At 69.3% G+C, this 20,848-nt stretch carries 19 protein-coding genes; 5 read left to right on the top strand and 14 right to left on the bottom strand.

Annotated features, from left to right (window positions below):
- The 12 genes from dapD to RMN86_RS08465 all read right to left on the bottom strand — a co-directional run bounded on the left by dapD (nucleotide 1) and on the right by RMN86_RS08465 (nucleotide 10,732).
- Nucleotides 1–828 (bottom strand): 2,3,4,5-tetrahydropyridine-2,6-dicarboxylate N-succinyltransferase, encoded by an 828-nt coding sequence (dapD, locus tag RMN86_RS08520; RefSeq protein WP_309605403.1) that lies wholly within the window; start codon nucleotides 826–828, stop codon nucleotides 1–3.
- A complete protein-coding gene (locus RMN86_RS08515) occupies nucleotides 825–1,490 on the bottom strand; it encodes a pyrimidine 5'-nucleotidase (RefSeq protein WP_309605402.1) in 666 nt (221 codons plus the stop codon). Before RMN86_RS08515 ends, dapD begins: the two co-directional genes overlap by 4 nt.
- Nucleotides 1,491–1,501: 11 nt before the next feature.
- Nucleotides 1,502–2,419: an acetylglutamate kinase gene (gene argB, locus RMN86_RS08510; protein ID WP_309605468.1), complete on the bottom strand. Its 918-nt coding sequence runs from the start codon at nucleotides 2,417–2,419 to the stop codon at nucleotides 1,502–1,504.
- Nucleotides 2,420–2,488: 69 nt separating this feature from the next.
- Nucleotides 2,489–3,091, bottom strand: coding sequence for a ribosome biogenesis GTP-binding protein YihA/YsxC (gene yihA / locus RMN86_RS08505; RefSeq protein WP_309605467.1), 603 nt, complete (start codon nucleotides 3,089–3,091; stop codon nucleotides 2,489–2,491).
- Nucleotides 3,092–3,143: 52 nt separating this feature from the next.
- Nucleotides 3,144–4,952, bottom strand: coding sequence for a membrane protein insertase YidC (gene yidC, locus RMN86_RS08500; RefSeq protein WP_309605401.1), 1,809 nt, complete (start codon nucleotides 4,950–4,952; stop codon nucleotides 3,144–3,146).
- A gap of 33 nt (nucleotides 4,953–4,985) precedes the next feature.
- On the bottom strand, nucleotides 4,986–5,351 hold the full coding sequence (gene rnpA / locus RMN86_RS08495) for a ribonuclease P protein component (RefSeq protein WP_309605400.1): 366 nt from the start codon (nucleotides 5,349–5,351) through the stop codon (nucleotides 4,986–4,988).
- A 26-nt stretch (nucleotides 5,352–5,377) separates the two neighbouring features.
- Nucleotides 5,378–5,512 (bottom strand): 50S ribosomal protein L34, encoded by a 135-nt coding sequence (gene rpmH / locus RMN86_RS08490; RefSeq protein WP_111457208.1) that lies wholly within the window; start codon nucleotides 5,510–5,512, stop codon nucleotides 5,378–5,380.
- A gap of 138 nt (nucleotides 5,513–5,650) precedes the next feature.
- Complete coding sequence (locus RMN86_RS08485; RefSeq protein ID WP_309605399.1) at nucleotides 5,651–6,634, bottom strand: NADPH:quinone oxidoreductase family protein; 984 nt, start codon at nucleotides 6,632–6,634, stop codon at nucleotides 5,651–5,653.
- Nucleotides 6,634–7,680 carry an alpha/beta hydrolase gene (locus tag RMN86_RS08480; protein WP_309605398.1) on the bottom strand — a complete coding sequence of 349 codons (1,047 nt, stop codon included), beginning with the start codon at nucleotides 7,678–7,680 and terminating at the stop codon, nucleotides 6,634–6,636. Before RMN86_RS08480 ends, RMN86_RS08485 begins: the two co-directional genes overlap by 1 nt.
- 3 nt (nucleotides 7,681–7,683) lie before the next feature.
- On the bottom strand, nucleotides 7,684–8,307 hold the full coding sequence (locus tag RMN86_RS08475; protein ID WP_309605397.1) for a TetR/AcrR family transcriptional regulator: 624 nt from the start codon (nucleotides 8,305–8,307) through the stop codon (nucleotides 7,684–7,686).
- 392 nt (nucleotides 8,308–8,699) lie between these two features.
- Nucleotides 8,700–9,608 (bottom strand): SDR family oxidoreductase, encoded by a 909-nt coding sequence (locus RMN86_RS08470; protein WP_309605396.1) that lies wholly within the window; start codon nucleotides 9,606–9,608, stop codon nucleotides 8,700–8,702.
- A 299-nt stretch (nucleotides 9,609–9,907) separates the two neighbouring features.
- Nucleotides 9,908–10,732: a DUF72 domain-containing protein gene (locus RMN86_RS08465; protein ID WP_309605395.1), complete on the bottom strand. Its 825-nt coding sequence runs from the start codon at nucleotides 10,730–10,732 to the stop codon at nucleotides 9,908–9,910.
- A gap of 372 nt (nucleotides 10,733–11,104) precedes the next feature.
- On the opposite strand from RMN86_RS08465, the gene RMN86_RS08460 reads away from it, so the two are divergent.
- Genes RMN86_RS08460 through RMN86_RS08445 form a run of 4 tightly spaced genes read left to right on the top strand, consistent with a single transcriptional unit; the run spans nucleotide 11,105 to nucleotide 17,708 of the window.
- Nucleotides 11,105–12,529, top strand: a complete 1,425-nt coding sequence (locus tag RMN86_RS08460; protein ID WP_309605394.1) for a TolC family protein — start codon at nucleotides 11,105–11,107, stop codon at nucleotides 12,527–12,529.
- 12 nt (nucleotides 12,530–12,541) lie between these two features.
- Nucleotides 12,542–13,663: an efflux RND transporter periplasmic adaptor subunit gene (locus RMN86_RS08455; protein ID WP_309605393.1), complete on the top strand. Its 1,122-nt coding sequence runs from the start codon at nucleotides 12,542–12,544 to the stop codon at nucleotides 13,661–13,663.
- Nucleotides 13,660–16,776 carry an efflux RND transporter permease subunit gene (locus RMN86_RS08450; protein WP_309605392.1) on the top strand — a complete coding sequence of 1,039 codons (3,117 nt, stop codon included), beginning with the start codon at nucleotides 13,660–13,662 and terminating at the stop codon, nucleotides 16,774–16,776. Before RMN86_RS08455 ends, RMN86_RS08450 begins: the two co-directional genes overlap by 4 nt.
- A 59-nt stretch (nucleotides 16,777–16,835) precedes the next feature.
- A complete protein-coding gene (locus RMN86_RS08445; RefSeq protein WP_309605391.1) occupies nucleotides 16,836–17,708 on the top strand; it encodes a hypothetical protein in 873 nt (290 codons plus the stop codon).
- Here RMN86_RS08445 and RMN86_RS08440 read toward each other — a convergent pair.
- Together RMN86_RS08440 and RMN86_RS08435 are read right to left on the bottom strand one after the other, a co-directional pair.
- Nucleotides 17,666–18,700 (bottom strand): threonine/serine dehydratase, encoded by a 1,035-nt coding sequence (locus RMN86_RS08440; RefSeq protein WP_309605390.1) that lies wholly within the window; start codon nucleotides 18,698–18,700, stop codon nucleotides 17,666–17,668. The genes RMN86_RS08445 and RMN86_RS08440 overlap by 43 nt on opposite strands.
- Nucleotides 18,697–19,116, bottom strand: coding sequence for a VOC family protein (locus tag RMN86_RS08435; protein ID WP_309605389.1), 420 nt, complete (start codon nucleotides 19,114–19,116; stop codon nucleotides 18,697–18,699). The genes RMN86_RS08440 and RMN86_RS08435 overlap by 4 nt, the downstream gene beginning before the upstream one ends.
- Before the next feature lie 264 nt (nucleotides 19,117–19,380).
- Here RMN86_RS08435 and RMN86_RS08430 point away from each other — a divergent pair, with 264 nt between their 5' ends.
- Nucleotides 19,381–20,667: an adenylosuccinate synthase gene (locus RMN86_RS08430; RefSeq protein ID WP_309605388.1), complete on the top strand. Its 1,287-nt coding sequence runs from the start codon at nucleotides 19,381–19,383 to the stop codon at nucleotides 20,665–20,667.
- The last annotated feature ends 181 nt before the right edge of the window (nucleotides 20,668–20,848 follow it).

Here is a 20,848-nt window from a genome sequence, read left to right as displayed (position 1 = left end):
TCAGTCTCGCAGCAGCTCGTTGATCGAGGTCTTGGACCGGGTGCGCTCGTCCACCGTCTTCATGATCACCGCGCAGTAGGTCGACGGCATCCCCTCGTGCGGGCTGGGCCGCGAGCCCGACATGATCACCGAATAGGCCGGCACTTCGCCGGTGATGGTCTCGCCGGTCCTGCGGTCGACGATCGGCGTGGTCGAGGTCAGGTAGACGCCCATGGACAGCACGCTGCCCTCGCGCACGATCACCCCCTCGGCGACCTCGGAGCGGGCGCCGATGAAGCAGTTGTCCTCGATGATCGTCGGGTTGGCCTGCAAGGGCTCCAGCACCCCGCCGATGCCCGCTCCGCCGGAGATGTGGCAGTGCTTGCCGATCTGGGCGCAGGAGCCAACCGTGGCCCAGGTGTCGACCATGGTGCTTTCGTCGACATAGGCGCCGATGTTGACGAACGACGGCGTCAGCACGACGTTCTTCGCCAGAAAGGCCCCTTTGCGCACCACGCAGCCGGGCACCGCGCGAAAGCCCGCGGCCTCGAAGCGGGCGGCGTCCCAGCCGGTGAACTTGGAGGGGACCTTGTCCCAGTAGGGGCCGGGCGCGGGCGCCTCGACCAGGCTGTTGGGGGTCAGGCGGAAGAACAGCAGGATCGCCTGCTTGGCCCACTGGTTGGTGACCCAGGTTCCGTCGGCCCCGCGCTGCGCGACCCGCAGGGTTCCGGCGTCGAGCCGTTCGAGGGTCTCCAGCACGGCCTCGCGCACCGGACCCCGGGTGGCGTGGCTGACCGCGTCGCGATCCTCCCAGGCGGCCTCGATCACGGCCTTCAGGTCATCGCTCATCGGGCGGCCTCGCTCAGCAGGGCGTCCGCCAGGAAGGACGCGAGATTGTCAGTCTTGTGGGTGATGAACGCCGCCGTCGAGGCGGGCGCGTCGGGGCCGACCAGCACGGTGGTCATGCCGCGCGCCGCGGCGGGCGCCAGGTTGCGCTCGGCGTCTTCGAAAAACACCGTCGCCACCGGATCGATCGCGTGCGCGGCGATCACCTTGTCGAAGGCCGCGGGATCGGGCTTGCCCACATAGTCCGCCGCGCCGATGTCGAAAATCCCCTCGAACAGGTGACCCAGCCCCAGCCGGTCGAGCACCCGGGTCGCATGCACCGCGTCGGCGTTGGTGAAGATCAGCCGGCGGCCGGGCAGCCGTTCGAGCGCGACCAGCAGCGCCGGATCGTGCGCCAAGGTCTCCAGCGACAGGTCGTGGAATTCCTCGTGGAACGCCTTGGGCTCGATCCCGTGATGGGCGATCAGGCCGCCCAGGGTCAGGCCATAGTCGGCAAGGTAGCGTTTCTGCAGCCGAAAGGCCTCATCGCGCGGCAGGCCGGTCAGCCGTTCCACGATCCCCGTCATCCGCTCGGAGAACTGCGCCATGAAGCCGGATTCGACCGGATAGAGGGTGTTGTCCAGGTCGAACAGCCAGGTGTCGATATGGCGAAGATCGGCGGTCATGCGCAGACCCCCTACTCGCAAATCAGCGTCCCCGCCCCATGCTCGGTGAACAGCTCGACCAGCATGGCGTGCGGTCGGCGCCCGTCCAGGATGACCACGGCCCCGACGCCGGCCTCGACGGCGGCGATGGCGGTTTCCAGCTTGGGGATCATGCCGCCGGTGGCGACGCCGCTGGCGATGGCGGCCCGGGCCTCGACCACGGTCATCTGGCGGATCAGCTTGCCGTCCTCGTCCAGCACGCCCGCCACGTCGGTGAGCAGCAGCATGCGCTTGGCGTTGAGCGCACCGGCCAGCGCGCCGGCCACCGTGTCGGCGTTGATGTTGTAGGTCTGGCCGTCCTCGGCCACGCCGATCGGGGCGATCACCGGGATATAGTCCTCATCGGCGTAGATCAGGGCCTCGATCAGCTTGGGGTCCACCCGCTTGGGATCGCCGACGAAGCCGAGGTCGACGGCCCTTTCGATATTGGAGTCCGGGTCCTTGCGGGTCCGGGTGACCTTTTCCACGGTGATCAGCCGCGCATCCTTGCCTGACAGCCCGACGCCGCGCACGTCGGCCTCCTTGCCGGCGAGCGTGATCCAGTTGGCGATTTCCTTGTTGATCGCGCCGGAGAGGACCATTTCGGCCACCTCCATGGTCGCCGCGTCGGTGACCCGCAGGCCGTCGATGAAGGTCGATTTCACCCCCGCACGCTCCAGCATGGCGGAGATCTGCGGCCCGCCGCCGTGCACGATCACCGGGTGCAGGCCCAGCATCTTGAGCAGCACCGCATCGGCGGCGAACTGCTTGGCGACCTCGGCCTCGCCCATGGCGTGGCCGCCATATTTGATCACCACGGTGGCCCTGTCATAGCGCTGGATATAGGGCAGGGCCTCGGCCAGCGTCCTGGCGGTCGCCCAGCCGCCGTCCGTGTCGGCCTCAGCTTGGATGGTGTCAGTCACGGGCGGCGCGGCTCTGCGGGGTTCGGAGCGCTCCGATAGCGGACGCGGGGGGCGATGTCATTCCGCAAGCGCGCAGGCGGCGACGATCTCGGCGCGCAGTTCGGGAATGCCGGTTCCCTTCTCGGCGGAGGTGGCGAGCACGCGGGGATAGGCGGCGGGACGCTTGGCGACGGCGGTGAGCGTGCGGGCGACCATTTCCTCGACGTCGGCGGGCTTCAGCTTGTCGGCCTTGGTCAGCACGATCTGATAGGACACCGCGGCGGTGTCGAAGGCGTCGAGCGCCTCGGTGTCCACGTCCTTCAGCCCATGGCGGGCGTCGATCAGCAGATAGGCGCGCTTCAGGTTCGGCCGGCCCCGAAGGTAGTCGCGACCGAGGTTCTGGAATTTTTTCACGTCCCCGCGCGAAGCCCGCGCGAAACCATAGCCGGGCAGATCGACCAAACGCAGCTTCTCGTCAGCGACGAAGAAGTTGACCTCCCGCGTGCGGCCCGGCGAGTTCGAGGCTCGCGCCAGGTGAAGCCGTCCCGTGACCGCGTTGATCAGCGTGGACTTGCCCACATTGGAGCGGCCGGCGAAGGCCACCTCGGGCAGGTCGGCGGGGGGCAGGCCAGCGATCTCGACCGCGCCCATCATGAACTTGACCTCGTGGGCGAAGAGCACGCGGGCGGCTTCCAGCGCCGCGTCGTCGAATGGCTCGCTCACGCGCCTGGCCTCATCCTGAAGCCTTCGCCTTGCCGGTCAGCCTGGCGATGATCCGGTCGATGGGGTTGTCCACGCCGAAGCGGCGCATCATCACGTATTGCTGCAGCGTGGTCAGCACGTTGGACCAGGTCCAGTAGATCAGCAGGCCGACCGCGAAGGGGGCCATGATGAACATGAAGAACAGCGGCATCAGCTGGAAGATGCGCTGCTGCGCCGGGTCGGGCGCGGGCGGGCTCATCGAGGTGGTCAGCCACATGGTCACGCCGTAGGCCAGCGGCAGGATGCCCAGGTGCAGGGTGGTGTCGAGGATCGTCCCCGCCAGCGGCAGGCCGGCCGGGTTCCAGGGAATCAGGCCGAACAGGTTCCAGATGGTGGTCGGGTCGCGCGCCGACAGGTCGTCGAAGCCGAGGAAAGGCGCGTGGCGCATCTCGATGGTGACGGTCAGCACCTTATAGAGCGAATAGAACACCGGGATCTGCAGCAGGATCGGCAGGCAGCCGGCCAGCGGATTGACCTTCTCCCGCTGATAGAGCGCCATGATCTCCTGCTGCTGCTTGGCCGGGTCGTCCTTGAAGCGTTTCTTCACCTCTTCCATCAGAGGCTGGACCTTCTTCATCTTGGTCATCGATTCGTACTGCTTGTTGGCGATCGGGAAGAAGGCCACGCGCACGCAGATGGTCAGCAGCAGGATGGCGATGCCGAAGCTGCCGACGTGCCGGAAGATGAAGTCGAGGAAGGCGAACATCGGTCGGGTCAGGAACCAGAACATCCCCCAGTCGACCGCGTCGTCGAGATGGGCCACGCCCAGTTTGGTCTGGTAGGCGGTGAGCAGGGGTACGGTCTTGGCGCCGGCGAACAGGTGCTGGGTGACGCTGACCTGGGCGCCCGGCGCGATCATGCGCCCGGCGCCGGTGTAGTTGGCCTCGTAGACATCGACGCCGCTGTCCTTGGCGTCGCGGTAGATGGCGTGGATCGGCTCGGCCGGGTCGGGGATCAGGGCCGCCAGCCAGTACTTGTCGGTGATGCCGGTCCAGGCGGCGGTGGAATTGAACGCCTGGGGCGCGGCGCCCTTCTTCGACAGGTCCTTGTATTTGAAGCGCCGCACGCGGCCGTCGAGATAGCCGGTGGCGCCCTCATGGACGATGCCGGACTGGCCGACATCGTGTGGCACGCCCTGGCGCTGGACGGAGCCGTAGGGGGCAAGGGTCACCGCCGCGGCGCCGGTGTTGGCCACGGTGTCGGTCAGCGTGAACAGGTAGTGGTCGTCGACCTCAACCTTGCGGGTGAAGGTCAGCCCCTGGCCGTTGGCGTAGGTCAGGGTCACCGGCCGGCCGGGCGCCAGCGTCGAGCCCTCGGCCAGGGTCCAGAGCGTCGCCGGCGTCGGCAGACCGGGGACGTTCTGGCCCACCCAGCCATAGTCCACGAACCAGGCGAAGGGCGCGCCTTCCGGCCGCAGCAGTTCCACCGGCGGCGAGGCCTTGTTGGTGGTCTGGCGGTACTGGGTCAGGAACAGGTCGTCGAGGCGGGCGCCGCGCAGCGAGATCGAGCCCTGCAGCGCCGGTGTCGTCACCGGCACGCGGGGGCTGGCGGCCAGGGCCGCGGCGCGGGTCACCGCCGGCGCCACGCGCACCCCGGGGACGGCCAGGGTTCCAGTCGGTCCGACCGCGGCCACGGGCGCGGGATGGCTGGCGGCCTGCGCGGCCACCTCGGCCTGGCGGCGCTTGGCGGCCGGCTCCAGCACGAACTGGTTGTAGAGCAGGAACATGAGCGCCGCGCACACGAGGAAGATGATCGTGTTGCGGTTGGATTGGTCTTGCATGGAAGGGGCGCGGTCCGGCTGGAGAAAAGGCCCTTACGTCGCAGGGCGGTCGCGGTCGGCGGCGAGCCTTAACAGCGCGCTTTTCACATCGTCAAGCAAACGCGGCCACGGGCGGGTGGTCACACCGCTGCGGGCGATGACCACATAGTCGAAACCTGGGGACGCCAGGCCCGGAAGCAAGAGGCGTGCGGCTTCGCGCAGGCGGCGTTTGGCGCGATTGCGCTCGACCGCCCCACCGATCCGCTTGGTGGCGGTAAAGCCGACGCGGACCAGGGGCAATTCGTCACGCGGGCGCGCCTGGATCAGCACGGCGCCGCGCGCGCAGGACGCGGCCTTGGCGCAGGCCAGGAAGTCCGGGCGCTTTCTCAGGCGTTCGATCTTGAAGTCGGCGTCGGTCACACCGACACCCTACAGCGCAATCGGGCTTAGGCGCTCAGGCGCTTGCGGCCCTTGGCGCGGCGGCGCGCCAGCACCTTCTGTCCGTTCTTGGTGGACATGCGCAGGCGGAAGCCGTGGCGACGGGCGCGGACGAGACGGGAAGGCTGGAAAGTCCGCTTCACGGAAGGCTCCGGGGGTCGAAAATCGAGCGGCGGTGGATAGGCGAAGGACGCGGCGGTGTCAACTACATCGCCTTCCCCGCGTCATCCCGGTTTCGCCCGCGAAGACCGGGACCCCTACGCGCCGGCGGGGATCGCGCATCACAGATCCGGCCGGATGATGGTCTTGCCGATCACCTTGCGGTCGGCCAGCGACGAGAAGGCGGCGCGCCAGTCGGCCAGGGGGTATTCGGCGTCCACGCGGGGTTTCACCAGCCCGTCTTCGGCCAGTTTCCAGATGGTGGCCTGGTTCTCGGCCCCCTTGTCTGGGAATTGGCGGCCGTATTCGCCGGCGCGCACGCCCATCAGGGAAAAGCCCTTGATCAGCGCCATATTGACCGGCAGCACCGGCAGGCGGCCGGACGTAAAGCCGATGGACAGCAGGCGGCCGTCGAAGGCGATGCAGCGGACGCTCTCGTCGAACACATCGCCGCCGACCGGATCGTAGATCACGTCGGCGCCGTGGCCGCCGGTGATCTCCTTGACGCGCTCGCGAAAGCCGCCGGTGACATTGACCGTGGCGTCCGGGGCATATTCGGCGGCGACCACCGCCAGCTTGGCGTCGGAGGCCGAAGCCGCGATCACCCGCGCGCCCAGCACCTTGGCCAGGTCGACAGCGGCCAGGCCGACGCCGCCGGCGGCGCCGTGCACCAGCACCCACTCGCCGGGCTGCAGCCGCGCGCGGCGGACCAGGGCCACATAGGCCGTGATATAGGCCGTGCCATATCCGGCCGCCTGGCTGAACGACAGGCGCCCGGGCTTCAAGCGCAGGCCCGCCACCGGGGTGACGGCGAACTCGGACATGCCGCCGATCATCGCGCCTCCGACCACCGCGTCGCCGACCCTGAACCGGTCGACGCCCTGGCCCAGCGCCTCGACCTCGCCGGCGATCTCCAGGCCGGGGATGAACGGCAGGGCCGGCTTGTGCTGGTATTCGCCGCGGGTCTGCAAAAGGTCGGGGAAGTTCACCGAGGCGGCGCGCACGCGCACGCGGACCTGGCCAGGCCCCGGCTCGGGGGTGGGGATCTCCTTCAGGACGCAGCCCGCGTAGTCCGCCGCCAGGACTTCCACCACCAGTGCGCGCATCAGTCGATCTTCCCTTCAAACCCTTGGCGCACCAGGCCCGCGATCTCCCGGCAGGCGGCGTCGGCGGCGGGGACCGCGCCGGTGAAGGCGGTGAAGCCATGGGCCAGGCTGTCGTGGCGCCGGTAGGTCACCGGCACGCCGGCGGCCTTCAACCGGCGCGCATATTCCTCGCCCTGGTCGAGCAGCGGATCGAAGCCCGCGGCGACCACGAGGGCGGGGGCCAGGCCGGCGAGATCCTCGGCGGCCAGCGGCGACAGGCGCGGGTCGAGGACGCTGTCGCCGGCGCCCCTGTAAAGGTCCATGAACCAGTCCATCAGCGCCTTGCCCAGCGGGAAGGCCCCGGCATAGGTGGTCATCGACGGCCGCGTGCAGGCCACGTCGACAGCCGGGTAGATCAGCAGCTGCAGCACCGGTTGCGGCTCCCCCGCGCGCTTGAGATCCTGACAGACGACGGCGGCGAAATTACCGCCCATGGAATCGCCGCCGATCGCCGCCTGGGCTACCGGCGCTCCGAACCGCTCGGCATTGTCGCGGCCGAAGCGATAGGCCGCCATCAGGTCGTCGAGGCCGGCGGGGAAGCGGTGCTCGGGCGCCAGGCGATAGTCGGCGGAGAGCACCGGCCCGCGACCGATCTTGGCCAGCAGGCCGCAGAACGCGTGGCAGGTTTCCAGATCGCCGATCACGCCTCCGCCCATGTGGGCATAGACCATCAGCGGCGCCTCGGGGTCCTGGACCCCGGGGTGGTAGACGCGGGCCGGGATCGCGCCGGCGGGTCCCTCGATGACGATCGGCTCGACGCGCACGCCGGGTTCCGGATCGCCGGCCAGAGCCGCCAGGCCCCGGGCGCTCGCACGCCGGGCGTCCTGCGGCGACAGCGTTTCCATCGGGGCTGCGTTGCGGGCCTGGGCCGCCAGGAATTGCAGGCGCGGGTCGAGCGTGCGGCCGCCCTGATAGACCACCCCGCCGCCAGCCATCAGCCGCAGCACCGGGCTGGGCAGGCTGAGCAGGGCGCGCACGAGTCTGCGCTGGGTGGCCGGGCTCGGCATCCGTTACGCCGGCGCCCGGGGCAGGCCCTTCAGGCCGGTGAGGATCATCGCCACCGCGAACTGCGCGGCGCAGGCGGTGTCGATCGGCCGGCGCTCCAGCATCTTGTCGCCGACATCGCGGGCGATGGCGATGCAGGCCGCGGCCATATAGTCGGGGTCGGCGAAGGGACCCTTGCGCTGGGCGATGTCCTCGGCGAGCGCGTCGCGGATGTCGGCGAACACGGCGGCCATCTCCGGGGTCTCGCCGTGGACGTGGGGATGCGGCTCGCCGGCCGGGCGGCGCTCGACCCAGGTGCGCTGTTCCTCGGCGATGAACCCGAAATAGGCGCCGATGGCCGCCTGAACGAAGTCCTCGAAGCTGAGGCCGCGACCGCGCAAGGCCTTCAGGATCGGCGCGAAGCGGCGGGCGCCGTCGTCGGCGAGGGCGGCGAACACCTCCTCCTTGGACCGGTAGTAGTTGTAGAAGGTCCCGGCCGCGAGGCCCGTGCGGCGGATGATGTCGCGCACGGTGGCGGTCTCGTAGCCCAGCTCGCCGAACACCTCGCGCGCCGCGTCGAGGATCGCCAGGCGGTTGGCGACCTTGGTCTGTTCGCGCTTGCCGGGATTGAGATAGGCGACGTCTGACATACGGCTCTTTGTGTATGACCACGACTCGAAAAATGACACCCGTCACTCTAGGGGCGCCTCAGCGGAATGCAAACCGTGTCGTCGCGCGCCTTGCTACGTCCCCCCGCGAAGCGGGGTGGCAAAAGCCCTCTCCCCCTTGCGGGGAGAGGGTTGGGTGTGGGGGTGTCTGCTCTGAGTCAGAGACGTCGCACTGAAGACCGGTGAGCCAACGCTCGCCGCCGAGTCTGCACCCCCACCCCAACCCCTCCCCCGCAAGGGGGAGGGGCTAGCGCTATGGTTCCGCAAGCGGAGAACGGACGCCGCTTCGGTGAGATGTGTGAATGCCGTGGCGAGGCGGCGAGCGGTCCCCTTACGGCCATCGCTGCCTCGATTGGGGGAGGTAGGGCGTCTCGCTAGACCGTCCGCTGGGCGCGGTCCTTCTCGTTGGCCGCCTGGATCGAACTGCGCGCCGCTTCCCATTCGGCGTCGCCCCAGCCCGACAGCCGGTTGAAGCCTCCGCCGCCCTGCAGGTGCGCACCGCCGTCGATGGCGATGGTCTGGCCGTTCACATAGGCCGAGCCGGGATCGAGCAGATAGACCGCCAGGTTGGCCAGTTCGCGCATCTCGCCGTTGCGGCCGAGCGGGATGGTCGGATCCTTCTGCTCAGACTCCGTGCCGCCGCCGGGATTGAGCCGGGCCCAGGCGCCCTCGGTGGGAAAGGGGCCCGGCGCGATGGCGTTGAAACGGATGCCGCGGTTGCCCCATTCCACGGCCAACGACTGGGTCATCACGTTGAGACCGGCCTCGGACAGCCCCGAGGGCACGGTGAAGGGTCCGCCGTTCCACACCCAGGTGGTCAGGATCGAGACCACCGAGGCGTGCTTGCCTTCGGCCAGCCAGCGCTTGCCGCAGGCCTGGGAGACGAAGAACGACCCCCGGAAGACGATATTGGAGATGGCGTCGAAGCCGCGCGCCGACAGGTCCTCGGTGCGGCTGATGAAATTGCCGGCGGCGTTGTTGACCAGGCCGGTGAGCGCGCCGCCGTCGGCCCAGACCGTCGCGATCATCTCCTCGATGGCTTCCGGCACCCGGATGTCGCAGGCCAGGCCGACGCATTTGCCGCCGTGGGCATCTGTGAGGTCCTTGGCCGCAGCCTCGACGACGCCGCCGCGCCGGCCGCAGATATAGACTTCTGCGCCCAGGATCAGGCAGGCTTCTGCCATCACCTTGCCAAGGCCGGTGCCGCCGCCGGTGATCAGGATGCGCTGACCCTTCATCAGGCCGGGGCGATACATCAGGTCGTCGATCGATAGCTCGGCCATCTCGGATCCTCCCAGATCATGTGGTGGCCGTAAGCCAAGGCGGCTGACGCTGGGTCGGTCAAGCCCGGGTTTTAAGCTTGCGGGCTTCGAACTTTGCCTCATCTGTCAGGTAGGACCCCAAATTCTGTCATCCCGGACGGCCTCCAAAGGCCGAGCCGGGACCTAGCAGCAACCACACAGCATGAACCTTCTGGGTCCCGGCGCTCCAGCCTGCGTCCGCAGGCTTGCGGCCGGGATGACAGGGAAGATTTGTGGTCTGTTGACCGGTGTTCGGCGCCCTGCTTCAGGCTTGCGGGTATTCAGGGCAGCGGCTGGGCGGAAAATTGCGGATCGACACGCTGGATCAGCTCCATGGCCGCAGCCGGGGCGCGGACCTTTCCCTCGTGGATGACGAAGGCGTAGACGTCGCGCGGCGCCGGTGGCAGGCCGGTGCGGTCGATCGGCGTGAAGTCGGTCGGCAAGTCGCCCCGCGCATAGGCCCGGAAGCGGTCGGCCCACAGGTCCAGCTCCGCCGGCGCATAGCCGGTGGCGATCTCGTCCGACGCCGAGATCAGGCGCAGGTAAACGAAGTCGGCGGTGACGTCGGCGATGATCGGGTAGTTGGCGTTTTCCGAGACGCAGATGGCGATGTTGCGGTCGCGGCACAGGCCGACGAACTTCGGGTCGGCGAAGGTTGCGTTGCGCACCTCGATGACGTGCTTCAGCGGCAGGCCGCCCAGGGCGCCGGGCAGCAGGTCGAAGAAGCCGGCAAAATCATCGTAGTCGAACCTCTTGGTGGCCATGAACTGCCACAGGATCGGGCCGAGTCGGTCGCCGAGTTCGGTCAGGCCCTGGCCGAAGAACACCTCCAGTGAGGATCTGGCGTCGGTGAGCACCTTGCGGTTGACGCAGAACCTGGACGCCTTGACCGCGAACTTGAAGCCGGGCGGCGTGGAGTCCCGCCATTTCGCCCAGCTGTCGGGCTTGAAGCTCGAATAGTAGGTGCCGTTGATCTCGATGGCGGTCAGCTGGCGGCTGGCGTACTCGAGCTCCCGCTTCTGCGACAGGCCCTTGGGATAGAACGCCCCGCGCCAGGGCTCAAAGGTCCAGCCGCCGATCCCCGCCCGGATGCGCCCCGCGGCCATGGCTAGCGCCTTGCCGCCGCGGTCTCATTCCGCGCCGCGATCCGCGGATCGACGGCCGGCGCGGGACCGGCCAGGGCGCCAAAGCCAGCGGCCGCCAAGTGATGCATTTTCATCGATAACTCGAAATCCGGATGCAACGTTTCGCCAGCCTAATGGGGCCCGGCCGAAACGGCTAGGCCGTGCTTTACAACCTCCGGGGATTGGCCCACGGGAGGGCCGCCAAGCATCCGAAGAGATGCTGCCGGGGCGTCAAATCATCGGGTCTGTGTGTCTATGTCGCGAAACATCATGCTGCGCTGCCGGCATCCGAAGGGACCCTTGGCGGCGACCAGCATCGCTCCTGTCGCCCCCGCCGTTCTTCGAAAAGCCTTCATGCCCCGAGCCTCTTCCGCCGCTCTTCTCGCCTGCCTCACGCTCGGCGCCTGCGCCCATGTGCGCCCAGCGGACACGCGCCTGCCGGCCGCCTTCGAGGCGCCGCAGGGCCAGCCTGCCGGCGCGGTGGCCCTGGACCGCTGGTGGCTGGCGTTCAATGACCCGGTGCTGAGCGGGCTGATCGACCAGGCTCTGACCGCCAATCCCGACGCGCGCAGCGCCGCGGCCCGGCTTGACGAGGCCCGCGCCAACCGCGTCGAGGCCCTGGTCCATTTCCTGCCGCAGGGGGACGCCGCGGGCTCCACGCGCGAGACCCATACCCGCAAGCTTGCCGGCACGACGATCAGCTTCCCCGGCTTCTCCAACAACGGCCAATCTGACGCCGCGTCGGCCAGTTTCAACGTCAGCTGGGAAGTCGATGTGTTCGGTCGCCTGCTGGCGGCCCGCAAGGCGGTGAACGGCGACATCGCCGCGGCGCGCTTCAACTACGAGGGCGCTCGCGCCAGCCTCGCCGCCCAGGTGGCCGACGCCTATTTCCAGTCGCGCGGCCTGGCGATCCAGCTGGGCGACGCGCGCGAATCCGCCCGGATCGAACGCCTGCTCTATGACGCGGCGACCAAGCGCGCCAACGCCGGCCTGGCGGCGAGCGCGGACGCCGACCGCGTGGCCGGCGATCTCGCCCAGGCCGACGCCCAGGCCGCGGGTCTGGAGGCCGATCTGCAGGTGCAGCGGCGGACGCTGCTGATCCTGGCCGGCCGCACCGTCGAGCCCACCGCCAACGTCGCGGTGGAGGCCAGTGTCGGGGTTGCTCCGCCGGTCCCCGCGGCGATCCCCGCCGAGCTGCTGGCGCGGCGCCCCGATGTGCGCGAAGCCCACGCCCGGATCGCCTCGGCGGCGGGACGCTCCGACGCCGACATCCTGTCCTTGCTGCCGACGATCAGCTTCACGCCAGGCCTCGGCTGGTCGAAGAACTCCCAGCCTGGGTTTGCCTCGACCACCCAGAACTGGTCCCTGGGCGGGGCGATCACCCAGCCGATCCTGTCGATCCCCAAGCTGCTGGCGGAGCTGAAGGCCCAGAACGCAAGGCTCGAACAGGCGGTCACCGCCTATGAAAAGGCGGTGCAGACGGCGTTTTCGGAGTCCGAGGGCGCGCTGGTGCGGCTCGACGCCGACCGCCGCCGCGTGGCGCTGCTGACCGACGGTGAGGCGCGCGCGCGCCGCGGCTATCAGGCCAGCCGCATCGGCTATGATCACGGGCTCACCGACCTGCAGACCGCGCTGGGGGCCGAGCAGTCCTGGCGCGCGACGCGCACGCAACTCACGGCCGCCCAGGTGCAGGCGCTTCGCCGCACCGTACAGGCCTACAAGGCGCTCGGCGGCGGCTGGCCCGCCGAGCGTTTTCCCACCGACAAGCAGGCCCGCTGAGACTTGACCCGGATGAAACGATCCTTGAGCTTCCTGTCGCTGATCGCTGCCCTCGCGCTGGCCGGCTGTCACAAGCCGCCGGTTCGCCAGACTGAGGCCGATCAGGCGCGGGCCGTGCGCGTCGTGCGCGTCGAGCCACACGATATTGTCGGCGCCCTGGCCGCGTCCGGCGACCTCGTGTCGCGCGAGGAGGCCGCGGTGATGCCGGAGGTCAACGGCTATCGGGTCGCTCGCGTGCTGGCGGACGTCGGCCAGTATGTCCGCGCCGGCCAGACCCTGGTGCAGCTCGATCCCAGCCTCATCCAGGCCCAGGTCGCCCAGTCGGAAGCCCTGGCCGCCCAGGCCGACGCCCAGGCCCAGCAGGCCGAGGATCAGGCCGCCCGCGTGAAGGACCTGGACGGCCAGGGCGTGATCTCGCAGGAGCAGATCGATCAGCGCCGGCTGCAGGCGCGCGCCGCCCGCGCCCAGGCCCGCGCCCAGGCCGCTGCACTCAAGGACCTGCGCACCCGCGCCGGCAAGCTGTCGGTGACGGCTCCGGTTTCGGGCCTGGTGCTGTCGAAGTCGGTGCGCCCGGGCGATCTTTCCGCCGCCAGCGCAACGCCGTGGTTCCGACTGGCGCGGGACGGACAGATCGAGCTTTCCGCCAACCTCAGCGAGCGCGACCTGGCCCGGGTCAGGGTCGGTCAGACCGCCACTGTGACCCTGCCTTCCGGCGCCGTCATGACCGGTCATGTGCGGCTGATCAGCCCGCAGATCGACAACCAGACCAAGCTGGGCGAGGTGCGCGTCCAGCTGCCGGTGCGCTCCGACATCCGGGCGGGCGGCTTCGGCAGGGCGGTCTTCACCGACGCCGCCGGGACCGCCATGGCCATCCCGGAAACCGCCGTGCGCTATGACGCCGATGGCGCCGGCATCATGGTGGTGGGCGCCGACAACCGTGTGCATCGGATGCTGATCCAGGCCGGTCCGCGCGGCTCGGGCCTGGTGCAACTGATCAAGGGGCCTCCGGCCGGGACGCGGATCGTGGCCAACGCCGCGGCGCTGCTGCTCGACGGCGACCTGATCCGTCCCGTTGAAGGCGCCGCCCCCCTCGTCGCCCCCCGCGCCGCCGCGCCGGTCCCCGCCGCCAAATGACCCAGCCTCGCTTCGCGCTCTCGTCTTGGGCGATCCGCAACCCCGTCCCCGTGGCGGTGCTGTTCATCGGCCTCGTGCTGGCCGGCCTGATCGCCTACGCGGGCCTGCCGGTGAAGCAGTACCCGAACATCCAGTTCCCGCTCATCTCGGTGACGGTGACCGAGAACGGGGCGGCCCCCGGTGAAATGGAGACCCAGATCACGCGGCCGGTGGAGGACGCCGTGGCCGGCGTCACCGGCGTCAAGACCGTGCAGTCGACGGTGACCCAGGGCGTCTCGACCACCGTGATGGAGTTCGAGATCGGCGCGAACCTGCAGAAGAAGACCGACGAGGTCCGCTCGAAGATCGCCCAGGCGCGCGCCAACCTGCCGCGCGACATCGACGAGCCGCAGGTCACCCAGGTGGAAATCGATTCCGCCGCGCCGATCATGACCTATGCGGTCTCCGCCCCGGCGATGTCCGCCGACCAGCTGTCGTGGTTCATCGACGACACCGTCGCGCGCACGCTGCAGGGGGCCAACGGGGTCTCGCAGGTCAACCGGGTCGGCGGTGTGGCGCGCGAGATCAATGTGATCGTCGATCCGGACCGGCTGGCGGCCCGCGGCCTGACGGCAAGCCAGGTCAATACCGCGCTGCGCGCCTTCCAGACCGACGCGCCCGGCGGGCGCGTGAACGTCGGCGGTCGCGAGCAGACCCTGCGCGTGCTCGGCAACGCCGCCTCCGTGGCGCAGATCCGCGACCTGACCATTCCCATCGGCGCCGGCCGGTTCGTCAAGCTCGCCGACGTGGCCGATATCGGCGACGGCGCCGCCGAGGTGCGCGGCTTCGCGCGACTGAACGGCCGGCCGGTGGTGGGCTTCCAGGTCGCCAAGACCAAGGAGGCCAGCGACGTCGCGGCCGAGGACGCCGTGGTCGCCAAGCTGGCCGAGCTGCACAAGAGCCATCCCGGCGTAACCTTCTCCAAGATCTTCTCGTCGGTGGACGAAACCCGCGACAGCTTCAAGGCCACCCAGCATGTGCTGGCCGAGGGCATGTTCCTGGCGGCGCTGGTGGTGTTCTTCTTCCTGCGCGACTGGCGCGCGACGATGATCACCGCGATCGCCATGCCGATCTCGCTGATCCCGACCTTCTTCATCATGAAGCTTGCCGGGTTCTCGCTGAACGTCGTCACCCTGCTGGCCCTGACCCTGGTGGTCGGCATCCTGGTGGATGACGCCATCGTCGAGATCGAGAATATCGAAAAGCGGGTGCAGCGGGGCCTGCGGCCCTACCAGGCCGCGCTCGAAGGCGCCGACGCCATCGGCCTGGCCGTGGTGGCGACCACCATGGCGATTGTCGTGGTGTTTACCCCGGTGAGCTTCATGCCCGGGATTCCCGGCCAGTTCTTCAAAGAGTTCGGGCTCACGGTCTCAGTCGCGGTGCTGTTCTCGCTGCTGGTGGCGCGTCTGGTGACCCCGCTGATGGCGGCCTACCTGCTGAAGCCGACCGCCGAGCCGCACGAGCGCAAGCCGTTCAAGGGGTTCTACCGCAACGTGCTGGAGTGGGCGCTGGCGCACCGGATCGTCTCTTCGATCGGCGGCGGCCTGGTGTTCGTCGGCTCGATCCTGCTGGTGCCGATGTTGCCGCAGGGCTTCCAGCCGGCGTCGGATCCCGACTTCGTCTATGTGGATATCCAGGGACCGCCCGGGGCGTCGGCGGCCGACATGGACTCCACAGCCCAGCAGATCACCGCGCTGTTCCGCCGTCAGCCGGAGGTCACCGGCGTCTTCATCCAGATCGGCTCGACGGTGTCCAGCTTCGGCCCCGGCATGGACCGCGGCGGCGGCGGCGACCTGCGCAGCGGGACCGCCACCATCCTGCTCGATCCCCACCGCAAGGTCTCGGGCGATGCGATCCGCGCGCGCATGCGCACCGGCTTGCGCGCCATTCCCGACGCGCGCCTGACGTTTCTCGATTTCCAGGGCGCCGCCGGCTACCAGCAGATCCTCACCGGCGACAACCCGGCCAATCTGCAGGCCGCGGCGCTGGAGCTTGAGCAGGAAATGCGCAAGCTGCCGCAACTGGCCAATCCGCGCCCGTCGAAGCCGCCACAGGGGCCGGAGATCATCATCCGGCCCAAGCCCGAGGAAGCCGCCCGGCTGGGGGTCTCCTCCGACGTCATCGCCGCCGTGGCGCGGGTGGCCACCGTCGGCGACATCGACGCCAATGTCGCCAAGCTGAACGACGGCGAGCGGCGGATTCCGATCCGGATTCGCCTGCCGCTCAGCTCGCGCGCCGATCTGGAGCGTATCCGATCGCTGCGGGTGCCGACCGGCCAGGGCGGCATGACCACGCTGGCCAGCGTCGCCGACATCGGGTTCCAGGCCGGACCGGCGCGGATCGATCGGCTCAACCGCGAACGCCAGCTGACGGTGCGCGCCGAACTCAACGGCGTTGAAGCCGGCGAGGCGCAGAAGGCGGTCAATCGCCTGCCGATCATGAAGCATCTGCCGCCCGGCGTGCGCCCGGCCGCGGTCGGCAACCAGCAGGCCATGGCCCAGCTGTTCGGCGGCTTCCTGCTGGCGATCTTCGCCGGGGTGTCGATGATCTATGGCGTGCTGGTGCTGCTGTTCCGCAGCTTCTTCAAGCCGGTGGTGATCCTCTCGGCCCTGCCGCTGGCGGTGGGCGGGGCGTTCCTCGGCCTGCTGGCCTTCAACCTGTCGCTGTCGATCCCATCGCTGATCGGGTTCCTGATGCTGCTCGGCCTGGCGGCGAAGAATTCGATCCTGCTGGTCGAATACGCCATCGAGCGCGAGCGCGAGGGCTACAGCCAGAAAGAGGCGATCCTCGAGGCCTGCCGTGAACGGGCCCGGCCGATCATCATGACCACCCTGGCCATGGCCGCCGGCATGCTGCCGACCGCATTTGCCCTGGAAAAAGGCGCGGAATTCCGCCAGCCGATGGCCGTGGCGGTGATCGGCGGCCTGATCACCAGCACCCTGCTCTCGCTGGTGCTGGTCCCGGTGGTGTACGAGTTCGTCGATGACTTCGAGCAGTGGCTGAAGCCGCGGCTCGCGCGCTTTGTCACGCCGCGGGAGGCCCCGGCGCAGCCGGCCCCGGAGGACCGCCTCTAGGGCTGGCTGGCCAAGCTTTGCCAAGGGCGCCTATTCTTCGGGGGCTAGGGAGAGCGACCATGAGCGGTTTTTCGGCAAGCGAGGCCCTGGCGTCGGGCTTCCAGGTGATCCGCCGACGGCCGGCGGCGCTGCTGGCCTGGGCGGCGGTCTATCTGGCGATGGGGATCGGGCCCCAAGTGCTGATGTGGCTGAGCATCTGGCCGAGGGTGTCCGCGCAGATGGCCCATCCGGGCGCCGACCCGGCCGCCATGGCCCAGGCCATGTCCGGGCTGACGGTCTTGCAACCGGTGATCTGGGCGGTTTCCCTGGTGCTGATGTCGATCCTCTACGGCGCGGTCTATCGGGCCGTGCTGACGCCGCAGGATCGGCGCTTTTTCTACCTGCGGCTCAGCATGAAGGAGCTGTGGCTCGGCCTGACCATCCTGGCGCAGATCGGGGTGTTCATCGTGGGCTGCGTGATCGCGGGGGCCGCGGTGACCCTGATCGGTCACAGCGCGCCGGGGATCGTCACCTTCATCGTCAGCCTCGCGGCCGTCGTCGGCGGGATATGGCTGTTGATGCGCTTTTCGCTGGCGGGGCCCATGGCCTTCGCCGAGACGCGGTTCATCTTCGCTGAGTCCTGGCGCCTGACGCAGGGCCATGCGCTCAAGCTGTGCGGCGTGGCGCTGGCCCTGTTGGCGATGATCCTGGCGGCGGAGTTGGTGGTCCTGGTTCCGCTGGGGATCATCGGCGGCTTGACGGGCGCCCTGTCGCACGCCGGCCAACAGATGGCGGCGGACCCGGTGAAATTCATGCGGGACCTCGCCCCCTGGCTGGTGTTGGGCGGTCTCGCCGGCTCGCTGGTCGCGGCCGCGCTTCACGCGATCCTTGGGGGGCCGTGGGCCGAAATCTACCGGGAGCTGTCGGCCCAGGCGGACGCGCCCGCCGAATAGAGCTCGCCGCGCAGGACGCGCGCGAAGAGGTCCGGGTCGACGTTGCCCCCGGAAAGCACCAGGGCCACGGTCTCGCCGGCGCCGAGCTTGATCTTGCCGGCCAGCAGAGCGGCCAGGCCGACCACACCGCCCGGTTCGACCACCAGCTTGAGGGTGGAATAGGCGTAGCGCATGGCCAGGGCCACCTCGGCGTCGGAGACCAGGGCGATGTCGGCGAGGGTCTTCTGCAGGACCGGGAAGGTGAGCTCTCCGGGCGCGGGACTCTCCAGGGCGTCGCAGAGCGATCGGGTCGCCGGTCTGCTGACGATCCGATGGCCGGCCCGCAGCGAACGCAAGGTGTCGTCGAAGGCTTCCGGCTCGACGCCGATCATGGCGGTCTTGGGCGACAGCGCCTTCACGGCGGTGGACACGCCGGCCATCAGGCCGCCGCCGCCGACCGGGGCGACCACCAGGTCGAGCCGCGCGCCCAGGGCCTCGGCCTGGCGGACCAGTTCAAGCCCGACCGTGCCCTGCCCCGCGATGATGTGCCGGTCGTCAAAGGCGGGCACGACAACGCATCCGCGTTCGGCGGCGATGGCGGTGGAAATAGCCTCACGGTCGTCGGTGAGACGGTCGTAGAGCTGGATCTCGGCGCCATAGCCCCGCGTCGCGGCGATCTTGATGGCGGGCGCATCGGACGGCATGACGATCAGCGCGGGCATGCCGAGCAGCTTCGCCGCCAGGGCCACGCCCTGGGCGTGGTTGCCGCTGGAGAAGGCCACCACCCCGCGCCTGCGCTGGTCGGCGTTGAGCTGGACCAGGCGGTTGTAGGCGCCGCGGAACTTGAACGCGCCGACCCGCTGCAGGGTCTCGGGCTTGATCAGCACGCGCAGGCCCAGCCGCTCGTTCAGCGCCGGGCTTTCGATCAGCGGCGTGACGACCGCGTGGCCGGCGATCCGCGCGGCGGCCGCCTCGATGTCGGCCAGGGTGACGCTCGCGCCCGCGCCGGTCATCGGGCGAACACCATGGCGTCGTCGGCGAAGGCCTTGAACTCCAGCGCGTTGCCGCTGGGATCGAGGAAGAACATCGTCGATTGCTCTCCGGCCTCGCCCTTGAACCGGGTGTGGGGCTCGATGACGAAGCGCGTCCCGGCGGCGGTCAGCCGCGCGGCCAGCGCGGCCCAGGCGGCGGGCGCCAGGATCGCCCCGAAGTGGCGGACGGGGACGTCGTGGCCATCGACGGGGCTGGTGGCGGCGCGCCCGATCTCGTCCGGCGCCAGGTGGGCGACGATCTGGTGGCCGTGGAAGTCGAAGTCGATCCAGGCCTCGCTGGACCGGCCCTCCGGGCAGCCCAGCAGGGTTCCATAGAAGGCGCGCGCCTCGGCCAGATCCCGTACCGGAAAGGCCAGGTGAAAGCGGGGGATGTCCATGCGCCGCCTGATAGCGCAACTGGCCGGTCCCGCGAAGCGACGCCGCCACTTTTCGGGAACCCCAGACGACACGGAAAGCGCCGGCGTGACCGCTTCCTGTCGTCCGTGGCGCCGATTTGGCCGGCGCGGTTGAAAGGCGCGGCCCGCTGGTCTACACAGCGGCCGCGCCCACGAAGCTGGACGCCTCAGACTGATCCAAGCCAGACGCCGAGCACCTGTCGAAGGGCGGCTGGTGGTCTCCCGGCAGGTGGAGGGATCATACCCATGGCCAATGTCACGGTGATCGGCGCCCAGTGGGGCGACGAGGGCAAGGGCAAGCTCGTCGATTGGCTGAGCCATCGCGCCGACGTGGTGGTTCGCTTCCAGGGGGGGCACAACGCCGGCCATACGCGGGTGGTCGGCGAGCAGGTCTACAAGCTGTCGCTGCTGCCCTCGGGGGTGGTGCAAGGCAAGCTCTCGGTGATCGGCAACGGCGTGGTGGTCGATCCCTGGCACCTGCTGGAAGAGATCGCCAAGCTGGGCGACCAGGGGGTGACGATCACCCCCGACCTGCTGGTGCTGGCCGACAACGCCTGCCTGATCCTGCCGCTGCACCGCGACCTTGACCAGGCGCGCGAAGCCGCCGCCAGCCAGAAGATCGGCACCACCGGGCGCGGCATCGGCCCGGCCTATGAGGACAAGGTGGGCCGCCGCGCCATCCGCGTCGCTGACCTGGCCGACCGCGAGGCGCTGGAGGCCAAGATCGACAGGCTGATGAGCCATCACGGGCCGCTGCGTCGGGGGCTGGGCCTGCCCGACATGGACGGGGCGGCGCTGCTGGCCGAGCTTGAGCGTCTGGCGCCGCTGATCCTGCCCTTTGCTCAGCCCGCCTGGCTGGTGCTGGGCGATCTGGTGAAGGCCGGCAAGCGGGTGCTGTTCGAAGGGGCGCAGGGCGCGCTGCTGGACGTCGACCACGGCACCTATCCGTTCGTCACCTCGTCGAACACAGTGGCCGGGCAGGCCGCGGCGGGTTCGGGGCTGGGACCCAAGGGGCCGGGCTATGTGCTGGGGATCGTCAAGGCCTACACCACCCGGGTCGGCGAAGGACCTTTCCCCACCGAACTCTTCGACTCGGTGGGCCAACACCTGGGCGTGGTCGGCAAGGAGGTCGGCACGGTCACCGGTCGAAGCCGTCGCTGCGGCTGGTTCGACGCGGCCCTAGTGCGCCAGTCGGTTGCGCTGAACGGCATCAGCGGCATCGCGCTCACCAAGCTCGACGTGCTCGACGGCCTGCCGACCCTGAAGATCTGCACCGGCTATCGGCTCGGCGAGGCGGCGTTTGGCTACCTGCCGGCGGGCCTGAAGGCGCAGGCCGCGTTGACCCCGGTCTATGAGGAGATGGAGGGTTGGTCGGGCACCACCCAAGGGGCGCGGTCGTGGCGCGACCTGCCGGCCAACGCGGTGAAATATGTGCGTCGAATCGAGGAGCTGATCGGCGCCCCCGTGGCTCTGCTGTCGACCAGTCCGCAACGTGACGACACGATACTGATGCGCGATCCTTTCCAAGACTAAACCCCTGGTCGAAGTCAGTTTTCGTCAAGGCGTTCTTTACCTGCGACGCGTTAGACAAGGCGCATAGACGGAGCGCGCGGGCCTTGTTCAACGCAGACGCCAAGATCATTCAGCGCATGACGCCGATGCTGCAGCGCGTGATGATCGTCGATCCGCAACCCGCCGGCGCGCGGTTGATCGG

It is taken from the genome of Phenylobacterium sp. (genome assembly GCF_031360265.1).
Taxonomy (GTDB): domain Bacteria; phylum Pseudomonadota; class Alphaproteobacteria; order Caulobacterales; family Caulobacteraceae; genus Phenylobacterium.
The sequence above is the reverse complement of the archived record's forward strand: the minus strand, read 5'-3'. Positions and strand labels throughout refer to the sequence as shown.